Annotated in this window: 6 protein-coding genes and 1 tRNA gene; all 7 read right to left on the bottom strand. The window is 72.6% G+C overall.

The genetic code is table 11. The annotated features are described in order from the left end of the window. The coding region (locus tag VMN58_01165) for a DUF4399 domain-containing protein (GenBank protein ID HUF31798.1) at window positions 1–653 on the bottom strand (653 nt) is incomplete at its 3' end. 254 nt (window positions 654–907) lie between these two features. Continuing rightward, window positions 908–1,297, bottom strand: a complete 390-nt coding sequence (locus VMN58_01160; protein HUF31797.1) for a hypothetical protein — start codon at window positions 1,295–1,297, stop codon at window positions 908–910. Between the two features lie 87 nt (window positions 1,298–1,384). Beyond that, window positions 1,385–1,461 (bottom strand) — tRNA-Met (locus tag VMN58_01155). Window positions 1,462–1,534: 73 nt separating this feature from the next. Continuing rightward, the gene (locus VMN58_01150; protein ID HUF31796.1) at window positions 1,535–4,471 is read right to left on the bottom strand and encodes a UPF0182 family protein; all 2,937 of its coding nucleotides are present in this window, start codon (window positions 4,469–4,471) and stop codon (window positions 1,535–1,537) included. Between the two features lie 12 nt (window positions 4,472–4,483). Next, window positions 4,484–6,589: a DivIVA domain-containing protein gene (locus VMN58_01145; protein HUF31795.1), complete on the bottom strand. Its 2,106-nt coding sequence runs from the start codon at window positions 6,587–6,589 to the stop codon at window positions 4,484–4,486. Between the two features lie 42 nt (window positions 6,590–6,631). After that, on the bottom strand, window positions 6,632–8,029 hold the full coding sequence (locus VMN58_01140; protein HUF31794.1) for a hypothetical protein: 1,398 nt from the start codon (window positions 8,027–8,029) through the stop codon (window positions 6,632–6,634). Then, window positions 8,026–10,695 carry an ATP-binding protein gene (locus tag VMN58_01135; protein ID HUF31793.1) on the bottom strand — a complete coding sequence of 890 codons (2,670 nt, stop codon included), beginning with the start codon at window positions 10,693–10,695 and terminating at the stop codon, window positions 8,026–8,028. Before VMN58_01135 ends, VMN58_01140 begins: the two co-directional genes overlap by 4 nt. Window positions 10,696–10,726 lie beyond the last annotated feature (31 nt).

Raw genomic sequence — 10,726 nt, 5'->3', positions numbered from 1 at the left:
GCCTCGACACAGCCGACGTCAACCATGACGTGGAAGTGACCGGCGCCGTCGCGCACCTCTCCAGCCGGCTCGATCTCGATGCCCTCTGCGGTCATCGTCACGGGCAGCGGGCTGGTGGCGGTCTCACCCTCCGGCACCTCAAGGGTCACGTAGGGCTCCTCGCCGTCGACGTTCACCGTGATCTCGTCGGTGATCGGGAGCGCCACGTGCGCGCCGTCCGCCACCTGCAGGCACAGCTCGTGCTCACCCGGCTCCAGGAAGAGCTGCGCCTCGAGCTGGCCACCACCGAAGTGCAGGTGCTGGTCGTCCTTCGGGATCGCCTCACCAGGCTCGACGCAGCCTGCATCGACCATGACGTGGAAGTGACCAGCGCCGTCGCGCACCTCTCCAGCCGGCTCGATCTCGATGCCCTCTGCGGTCATCTCGACGGTGAACCGCCGAGCGACAGTGGCGCCATCCTCGGGCGCCGAGAGCGACGCCGAGCCCTCCGACGCGGACGCTGTCGTGTCCGTGTCATCGGGCGTGACCGTGGTGTCGGTCTCGGACTCTGCGACGTCGCCGGACATCGCAGGCTGCTGATCGTCGTCGCCGCACGCGGTGGCGAGCAGCGCCAGCGCGAAGGGGATCGCCAGGAGTCGGGTGGATCGTGTCATAGGGATGCCTTCTCGTTCGATGGGACCTGGGCCGCCGGATTCTTGGATGAGACAGGTTCGCCCACCGACGCGGCCGGCGTGTGGATGGTGCCGGGATGCGTGGCGGTCGAACCCCACCACAGGGCTGCAGCCCAGAAGAGCCCGGTGGAGAGCAGGAGGACGTTGGCCATGTCGGCCACCCGCAGGCGTAGCCGCCATTGCCGAGTCGGGTGGACCGTTGAACCTCAATCCGATGGTCGTCACGGTCATCGAGATCAACCTGCAGGCTCGGGACCGGGGTCGATGACGATGACCGCGAGCATCTCGACGAGTTTGTCGAGGGTCGCGTCGTCGATCGCGCCTCTCGGGCCCAACTCGACGCCGTAGAACTTCGCAACTCGAGGGTTCTCCTCGAGACAGTCGGCCACCACCGCCCGCGCACGCTCGCCGTCTGCGACGGTGGCGTGTCCGGGGATCCGCTCTCCTCGCAGAAGCAGTTCGAGAGCTGGTCGAGCCCGGAGGTTGCGCCACCAGATCCTCCGCCGCAGCGTCAGCACGACGAGCTCGCCGTGCCAGGCCAGAGCCTGCACCGGGATCGCATATCGAGTTCCCGTCCTCCCGTCAAGGTTGGAGCCGTGACCCGGCGTAGCCCACTCGCTCGCCATGGAAATCGTCGGGTTGTCGGCCCAAAGGTCGAACGGCCGCACAAAGCAAGCGGCCCCACTCCGAGAAGTGGGGCCTGACCTGCGAGTTGGTGGCGGGGGTAGGATTTGAACCTACGACCTTCGGGTTATGAGCCCGACGAGCTACCAGACTGCTCCACCCCGCGGCGTGGTGACGACGATACCCGCCCGCGCGACTGGTTCCAAACCGTTCTCCCGCCGGCCGCGCGAAGACGGGCGTCAGGCGGTCGCCGCCTCTTCCTGGGTGGTGGTCGTCGTGGGCGACTCCTCCTCGCGGGCGGCGCGGATGGCCTCGCTGAGCAGGCGGCGTCCCTCGTCGTTGTGCTCCTGGTAAGCGCCCAGGTCGCCACGTTCGAGAGCGGCCTGGCCTTCGGCGAACTCCGCCTCGGCTTGCGCAAGCATCTCGGCCACCGTCGCGGGCAGCGCGGGGACCTCGGCATCGGGATCCACCGGGTCAGGACTATCGGAGCCGATCGTCGGGCCCTCCTCCTGGGTCTCGGGGGCGTCACCGAAGAGGTTGATCAGCGCCTGCTCGAGCGTGTCCTCGACCTCGACCCGGCCGTTGAAGAACACGATCACCTTGCGCAGCTCGGGGATCTGCGTGGCCACCGGCTCGACGTACATCGGGCGCACGTAGAGCAGCGACTGCTCGATGGGGTAGACGACGAGGTTCCCGAACAGCACGCGCGAGCCCGAGGTCCCGAGCAGCGTCTCGAGCTCCGACACCTCCTGGTCGGCGCCGATCGAGGCGGCCACGATGCCGGGCCCGTCGGGTAGGGCGCTGCGGGGCATCACGAAGCTCTCGAGCTCCCCGTAGTTCCCTGGATCGCCCTTTGCCACCATGAACGAGGTCAACAGGCGTTGCTGGTCGTCGCCGGAGGTCGGGACGAAGGGCCGCAGGATGATGAAGTCCTCTTTGTCCTCGCCCGGGAGCCGGGTGAGGATGTAGGTGGGTTCGATGCGGGCGTCGCGGGCGGGACCGATGGGCCGGCCCTGGGCGTCGACCTCCTGGGTGGCGGCGGCGGAGCCGGCGGTGCCGGGGTCGGCGGCGACGTCCCACGCGTCGTTGCCGTTGTAGAAGACGTCGGGGTCCTCGACGTGGTACTCGCCCCACATGTTGGTCTGGACGGTGAAGAGGTCCTCCGGGTACCGGAAGTGCCGGTCGAGACCCTCGGGCAGGTCGTCGATGTCGGAGAACAGCTCGGGGAACGCCGCGGCGTAGGCGGCCACCACCGGGTCGTCGGGGTCGATGATGTAGATGTTCACGGTGCCCTCGTAGGCGTCGACCACGGCCTTCACCGAGTTGCGCACATAGTTGAAGTCCCGGTTGAGGCCGCTCTCGCGCCGGACCTGCGTCGTGTCGGCCCGCTGGGCATACGGGTAGTGGTTCGACGTGGTGTAGCCGTCGATCACGTAGCGGACCTCCCCGCCGGACAGCACCGGGTAGGGGTCGGCATCGAACTGGATGAACGGCGCCGCCGCTTGCACCCGCTCTCGTACATCGCGGATGTAGAGGATCCGGGAGTCGGCGCGCAGGTTGCCGGAGATGAGGGGGTTGATGTCGCCGAAGCGCAGGGCGAACGCCGCCCGGCGGGTGTAGGAGCCGATGCCCACGCCGTCGGCACCCTCGTACTCGGTGAGCACCGTCTCGCCTTCGGCGGTCTGGAAGTCGATCTCGGCGCGGTCGGTCTGGGTGATGACGTAGCCGCCGAGGTTCTCGCCGATGTAGATGCCCGGCTGCTCGAGGCCGATGCCGGCCTCGTCGGACACCGGCACGTCGCCGACGATGATGTTCGGGCGGCCGGTAGGGGTCTTGGCGTTGGCCGGTGCCAGGGTCGCCCCGTAGCCGTGGGTGAACGCCAGCTGGCGTGCCTCCCACGAGTTCTGGGGGACGCCGGCGGTGTCGAGCTCGCGAGCCGACACCAGCACCTGGGTGATCTCGCCGTCGATGTCGTAGCGGTCGACGTTGACGTCGCTGATGTTGTAGTAGGGCCGGATCTCCTGGAGCTGCTTGAAGCTGCGGATGAGCACCTGGGGGTCCCACAGCCGGATGTTGCGGACGGTGGCCTCGTTCTCGATGAGGTCGGCGGCGTCGAGCTGGTTGTCGGCGGCGAAGTCGCGGGTGCGCACGTTGTCGAGGCCCATGGCGACCCGGGTGGCCTCGATGTTGCGCTCGATGAAGGGGCGTTCGCGGGACGACTCGCTGGGCTCCACCTGGAAGCGCTGCACGAAGGCCGGATAGAGGCCGCCGACGATCAGGGCAACGAACGCCCACAGCCCCACGGCCAGCGCCGGCAGGACCCAGCCCCGCCGCCAGATGTTGACGATGAAGAGGATGAAGGCAGCGAGCGAGATGAGGATCAGGAGGAACAGCGCCGGCAGCTGGGCGTTGACGTCGGTGTAGGTGGCGCCCTGCACGGTGCCCCGGGTGGAGAAGTTGAGCTCGTAGCGGGCGAGGAAGTACCCCGCTGCCCGGACCAGGGCGAGCATCCCGAGAAGGACCGAGAGGTGCGCCTTGACCTGGGGGGTGACCCGCTGGGCCGCACCCTGCACGCGGATGCCCCCGTTGAGGTAGTGGGCCGCCGCAACGACGATGGCGATGATCACCAGGCTGGCGAAGGCCCAGTCGACGAGGAAGGTGAGGAACGGCAGGCGGAACACGTAGAAGCCGATGTCCATGCCGAACTGAGGGTCGGTCACCCCGAAGTCACGGGCGTTGGTGAACAGGATCCAGGTGTTCCACTGGCCCGAGACCCCGACGCCGACGATGAGGGCGAACAGCAAGGCGACGCCGGCGCGCACCAGGCCGGTGCGCTGGCCGACGATCTCGTAGTACCGCTCGATGACCTCCTCCTCCGGGCCCGCCGGCCGGAAGCGGGGTGCAACGCGGTCGGCGATCAGGAGGTTCAGCCACAGGATCAGGAAGAAGATGCCGGTGAAGAGGGCGCCGAGGACGATCCGCGCGCCGAGCACGCCGGTGAACACGCCGGACAGCCCGAGTGAGTCGAACCACAGGTAGTCAGTCCAGAATCCGGCGATGCCGCGAAGGGAGGTGAGCAGCAGGAAGAAGGCGACGGCCAACACGATGAGGCCGGCACGGCCACGCGTGCCGATCCCGCCGGCCCGTCGACGGGGCAGATCCGCAGGAGTTTGCATGATGGGCGGAGCCTAGGGGATGGGTGGAGCGACCAGGCACCGACAACCCGGGTGCGCCGGCGGGTGGCGGTGCCCCGTCGGGAAGGCCGACCCCTTCGGTGTTGGCCCGGCCAGGGCGTTGTCGTCGCAGTCCGGACCGCAGCCGCCGGTGCGGTCGACGACCCAGCGAGCCGGCCCATCGAGGGCGTCGTAGCGGCCCCGCTCGTGGGCGGCAAGCACGTGGTGGCCGACCAGCGCCTCGAGGCGCGACGACTTCCACTCGCGGTACCCCGCGGAGATCGCCTGCACGAGGGCGTCGTCGTCTCCCCCGGCATCAGCCAGAGCGCGGTCGACCCGCCCACGCAGGGCCGTGACCACCTCATTGGCGAGCGCGCCGGCGAGGTCGTCGACGGCCACCGGTCCGCCCGCGCCCGCCCGACCGGCCTCGGCCGCCTCCACGAGCGGAGCCGTGGCCACCTTGGCGTGGCGGGCGGCGTGGTCGTCGGCGTCGGGCAGCAGGTCGGCGAGCACCGGGGCGCCGCGGTGACGGCGAAGGGTGTCGAGTACCTCGTTCTGCTCGTCGGCCAGCGACCGCTTGAGGGCCCGGCCGAGGGCACGCTCGGCCGGTTCGACGGCGGCGTCGCGCCCGTCGATCAGCGCCTCGTCGTCGGCACGGTCGGCCACCACGGCCTCGTCGGCTGGTGCCGTGGGGGTGGTGCCGCTGTCGTCGGCGCCGAGGAAGACCTGGGCCTCGGCCACCGCCGCTGCCCGGCTGGCCCGCAAGCGTGAGAAGAGGTCGTCGACCCCAGGCTCGGCCTTGGCCGGCTCCGGCGTCACCTCAGGTCCGGCGTCGGCCGGTTCCACCGGCGCAGGCGCTTCCTCATCAGGTGGTCGGACCGCCTCGGCCGGTCCCTCCGCCGATCCCGACGCCGGTGCCTTCGCCGGCTCGGCCTCCTGGTCGACCCCGGCCGGCGACGCGGGCGCGGGCTCCTCCTCGGGTACCAGCGTCAGCCCACCCGTGTGGGCCTGCCCCGCCGGCGCTTCGGGGTCCGCCGGGATGATGCGGACGCCCTCGTGCTCGTCGGCCGGCGCCACCGGGTGGTGTGCCGAGGTCTCGGCGACGACGCGGCCCGGGACCGGGACAACCTCGGCACGGCGACGGAGGATCCGCAGCGCCGACGTCCTGCGCTCCTCGGCGGGGCCAACGCGGGGCTCGTCAGGTGGCTCATCTCGCGCCGCCCCGACCTCGGCAGGTGGCGCCGGCGGCTCGGTCGCTTCGTCGACGGCCGGCGGCTCGGCCGCCGGCACCCCGTTTGTATCGAGCCCCGCGTCGGCACCGACGGGGTGGTCGGAGTCGCCGGCGGGACGCACCTCCACGGTGAGGCCCGCCGCCCTCGCCGCCGCAACCTCGGCCTCGAGCGCCGCCATCGGCTCCTCGTCGCCGTCGTCGGGCTCGGCGACCGCCTGCGCGGCCAACCGGGCCTCGGCCTCCGCGACGGTGAGCTCGCCGGTGGCGTCGTCGAGGTTGCCGCGCACCACCTCGTAGGCCGCCAGCAAGCGCTCACGGCCGGCGAGGAGCCGCTCGAGCTGCTGGTGGGCGAGCTTGCGGCGCCGGGCCATGTCGCGCAACACCCGCTCCCGCACCTCCTGGGCCTCGGCCACCATCTCCCGGCCCCGAGCCTGGGCCGTCTCGAGCTCTTCGGCGGCCCGGGCAGCAGCCTCCTCCGTGATCTCCCGGGCGGCGGCATCGGCCTCGGCGGTCCGAACCCCGAGCACCGTCTCGGCCTCCTTGCGAAGCCTGGCCGCCTCGTCGTTGGCTTCCCGGACCATCCGGCCGACCTGCTCCTCGGCGCGGCTGCGGATCTCGGCCGCGGCATGATGGGCGGCCTGGAGGACCTTGCCCGTCTCCTGACCGAGGACGAGGTCGAGGTCGGCCTCGGCCGCCTCGACGGGCTTGGCCCGCTCCTCGGCGACGGCGAGCGCGGTGCGCAGGCTGCGCTCGCGCTCCTGCGTGGCCGCCAGCTCGGCGGCGACCTCACCGAGGAAGGCCCGCACCTGGTACTGGTCGAAGCCGCGGAAGGAGGTGGCGAACGCCTTGCGCGCCACCTCGTCGGCCACGATCTTGTGCTTCTCCGCCATCGGGACGAGGTTACGACCCACGCCGCCCCGAACCAGGGACCGTCACGACCCGCCCAGCTCGCCGCCGGCGGTCCCTCCCGCGACGTCGACGACCTCCTCGACCGGGTCGGTGGCCGGTGCCAGCGGCTCGCCCCCGCCGGAGGACGAGACCGGCTCGAGGATCCCCCCGAGGAGATCATCGACCGGGTCGGTGATCGGCTCCAGCGGCTCCAGGACTGGGTCGGTGATCGGCTCCAGCGGCTCCAGGACCGGGTCGGTGATCGGCTCCAGCGGCTCGGTGGTGCGCGGCAGGGGCGTCGGCGAGGGCGACGGGTCGTCGGGGTCGGGCGGTGGCGGGTTCTCGTCGGGCGGGGGCCGATCGGGGTCGGTGGGCGCGGGGGGCGGCGGGGCGTCGAGCGCGGTGGGGTCCACGCCGGTGCCGACCGGCAGCGAGGCGAACAGGATCGGCGAGCGGTCGACCGCCCGGTCGAGCAGGTCGAGCAACGGCCCGCGGGTGACGCCCCCGTCGAGAGCCACGATGCCCCAGTCGGCCCCGTCGTCGCGGAACCCCAGCGCCGCCTGCCAGCGCTCCTCGAAGGTGCCGCCGTCGGCGAGCAGGGCGATGCCGACGCCGATGAGGTGCTCTCCCGGCGACCGCCCATCGTCGAGCGCTCCCCTGTTGACCGCCGGCTCGGCGGCGAGCTCGGTGAGCGCCACGCGCAGCACGCCGGCGGTCGACACCGAGTCGCCCCGCACGGAGGCGGTGAAGCCTGCCGAGCGGCGGTCGAGCTGCACGCTCAGCTCGATGGCGTCACCGAGGTGGCGGCGGTCCCACGGGTCGGGCTCGGGGGCGATGGCAATGGGATCGGGCCGGCGGGGCACCAGCCCGGTGCCCGGCACCGCCGCCTGACGCAGCGCGGGGACGCCCCCGGCGAGGGTCCGCCCGCCCGAGGCCACCGCCACACCGCCGCGGTAGGTGGCCACCGAGGCGCCCGTCGAGGCGGCAAGGCGGGCGGCGCTGTCGGCGTCGACCCCGAAGGTGGTTCCGGCAGCCTCGAGCCGGAGGGCACGGTCGCCCGTCTCGACGAGCGCGTCACCGGCAAGGAGCACCGGGACGGCATCCACCAGGAGGTGCGAGTCGTCGGCCACACCGCGGGACGAGCGAAGCTCGACCGACGACCCTCCGGGCAGGCGTACCACGCCCGACCCGTCGACGAGCTCGACGGTGGCCCCCTCGGCCAGGTCGTGGGTGCCGCCATCGAGCATCCGGCGCTCTCCCTCGACCTCGACCACGGCGCGGCCCGCCAGCTCCAGGCGGGCACCACCGGCACCCGAGCCGAAGATCCCGCCGTAGGTGGCCAGCGCCACGACCCCGACCAGCGTGACCACGCTGGCGGCCAGGGCCGCGATCCGCGTGGGGAGCGGCGTCTCCTCCGGGCGGTCGATGGTCACGTCGTTCATCGTGCCCGCTCCCGCCCGGCGACACGTCGCGCCCCTTTGGTCGCCGGGGCGGCCGGCAGCACCAGGGTGAAGGTCGCCCCCTCGTCGGGGACAGAGGTCGCCAAGAGGCGGCCGCCATGGGCATCGACGATCGCCCGCACCAGCGCCAGGCCGAGGCCCAGGCCACCGAAGCTCCGGGTGGACGAGCCGTCGGCCTGGGCGAAGTCCTCGAAGATGGCGTCGAGGCGCTCCGGGGGGATGCCCACTCCGCGGTCGGTGACCGACAGCGCCACCGCCGGCCCGCGGCCGTTGCTCGCCGCCTCGGCGGCAACGGTGATGCGGCCGCCTCCCGGCGAGTACTTCACGGCGTTGCCGACGACCTCGTCGAGGGCCTGGTCGAGGTGGCGGCGGTCGACCAGCAGGTTCGGCGTGCCGCGGGGGATGGGGCGTCGGGCGATCGAGTGACCGTCACCCAGCCGGCGCGCCCACCGATCCACGAGGTCGTCGAGCACCTGGCGGACGGGGGTGGGCTCCGGGCGGACGTCGAGGTCGCCAGCCGCCACGGTTGCGAAGTTGACCAGCTGGTTGATGACCCGCTCGAGCTGGTCGGCTCCGGTCAGGATCTCCGACGCGAACGAGCGCGCCTTGTCACCGGGGACGTCGCGGGTGGCGAGGATCCCCGCATAGGCCTTCACCGGGGTCAGGGGGGTGCGCAGCTCGTGGCTGATGTTGGAGAGGAACTCGGTCTTCATCCGCTCCACCGCCGCCTCTCGGCGCATGTCGCGCAGCACCACCACCGCGCCGGCGATGTCGCCGTTGGCGTCGCGGATCACCCCGCCGGAGGCTGCCACGGGCACCTCGCCGCCGTCGGGGCGACCCACCGAGGTGGTGGTGGTCCACGCCTCGAGGCGCGGCCGGGCGAGGCGCGCAGCCAGGGTCTCACCGAGTGCCGCGGCCAGCGGGCCCTCCCCCACCGGACGACCCCGCACGGCAGGCGCAGCCAGGTCGAGCAGCTCCTCCGCCGCAGTGTTGAAGTCGGTCACCCGGCCGTCGGCGTCGGTCGCCAGCAGCGCCTCGCCCATGCCGGCGACGACGGCCTCGAGCCGGTTGCGGAGGCGTTCCTCGTCGACCGCGGCCTGCCGCAGGTCGCCGGTCATGGTGCGCAGCGAGAGGGCCATGTCGTCGAAGGCCGCCCCGAGCTGGCCGAGCTCGTCATGGCGACCGACCGGCGCCGACGCGTCGAGGTCGCCGCTGCGGATGCGGTCGGCCACACCGGCCAGGGCCCGCAGCCCGGACCCGATGCGTTCGCCCACCAGGGCGGCGAGGAGGAGGGCCACCAGTGCGGCCCCGAGCGCCACGACGAAGAGCACCCGGAACAGCGACTCCTGGGTCCGGTCGAGCAGCGTGGTGGGCGCCGAGGCCACGACCACGAACACGGAGTCGGTGCCCGCCAGCACGGGCCGGGCCGCCACGTAGCGACCGTCGACCAGCCGCTCGGGTGCACCGGCGCTGCGCGCCTCGGCGTCGAGCGCGTCGCCGGCCAGAGCCAGCAGCACGGCGTCGTCGGGTTGCGGGCCGGCTCGGGCCAGCACCCCGTCGCGGCCCACGAGCGCCAGGCTGAGGTCGGGGTCGCGCTCGAGGCGTCGGGTGAGGTAGGGGTCGTCGAGCCGCTCGGCGGCGAAGACGACCCCGACGAAGGTGGGCACCCCGTCGGTCGTGCGGACCTCCACCGGAGAGGCGCCGGCGGCGAGGGCCTGGCCCGCGACCTCCATCGGCGCCAGGCGCTCCTGGCGGTTGTCGAGGGCCTCTCGCACGATGCGCGACCCCGAGACCTCAACCTGGGCGCTGGGGCTGTCGAGACCGGTGCTCGGCACCACCACGGCGGCGTCGGTGACGAAGGCCAGCAGCGGCCCGGCGAGCAGGAACTCGTCGGCGATGCCGTCGAGCTGGGCCCGGAGCTGGGACGCGGCGGCGGTGCCCTCCGGCGAGTCGGGATGCTGGGCCAGGATGATGAGGGGGCTCACCACGGCGGGGTTCTGCGAGTTGGAGAACAGCCGGGCCGCCAGGCGGGCCGACAGGATGGCGTCTCGAGCGGCACGACCGGCCTCGTCGGCTTCGCCCTCGGCACGGGTCGAGGTCCGCCGCAGGGCCTCCTCCTCGACGTTGTCGACCACGACCGTCGACAGCGCCAGCGACACCGCCAGCACGACGAGCAGGATCGACCCGGCGGCCCCGGCGGCGACCCGGGCCGGGATCGAGCGCCGGCTGGCGACGAAGAGGGCGACGCCGAGCACCAGGCCGCCGATGCCACGGAGCACCGATGCCGCGACCGGGTCGCCGTCGACGGCGCCGGTCACCACCTCGGCAACACCGAGCGCGACGATCGCTCCCCACAGGCAGCCGACGACGACGCTGCCACCCAGTGCCCGGAACGCCCCGGCGGCGAGCAGGGCCAGCGCAACGAAGCGCACCCCCAGGACCAAGGCGTCGCCGGCATCCACCAGCAGCGAACCGTGGAGGAACGCCGCTCCGCCGAGGGCGACGAAGCCGAGCGTCAGCAGGGCCTGGGACGCGCTGCCGGAGGCGAGCAGGGTCGGGCGCAGGGTGATGACCGCCACACCGGCCACGGCGACGAGGAAGACCACGAGCTCGGCGGCGAAAGCGAGCTGTGCGGCCTCGACGCTCATCGTCGCCTCACGGGCAGAACCCGGCGCTCAC

It is taken from the genome of Acidimicrobiales bacterium, assembly GCA_035512495.1.
GTDB lineage: Bacteria > Actinomycetota > Acidimicrobiia > Acidimicrobiales > CADCSY01 > DATKDW01.
Note: the sequence above shows the minus strand (reverse complement) of the source record. Positions and strands in the feature narration are given on the sequence as shown.

What these genes read in the sequence shown, in the direction of transcription:
- VMN58_01160 (HUF31797.1), bottom strand. Translation starts at nt 1,297, where the DNA reads ATGGCGAGCGAGTGGGCTACGCCGGGTCACGGCTCCAACCTTGACGGG.
- VMN58_01150 (HUF31796.1), bottom strand. Translation starts at nt 4,471, where the DNA reads ATGCAAACTCCTGCGGATCTGCCCCGTCGACGGGCCGGCGGGATCGGC.
- VMN58_01145 (HUF31795.1), bottom strand. Translation starts at nt 6,589, where the DNA reads ATGGCGGAGAAGCACAAGATCGTGGCCGACGAGGTGGCGCGCAAGGCG.
- VMN58_01140 (HUF31794.1), bottom strand. Translation starts at nt 8,029, where the DNA reads ATGAACGACGTGACCATCGACCGCCCGGAGGAGACGCCGCTCCCCACG.
- VMN58_01135 (HUF31793.1), bottom strand. Translation starts at nt 10,695, where the DNA reads ATGAGCGTCGAGGCCGCACAGCTCGCTTTCGCCGCCGAGCTCGTGGTC.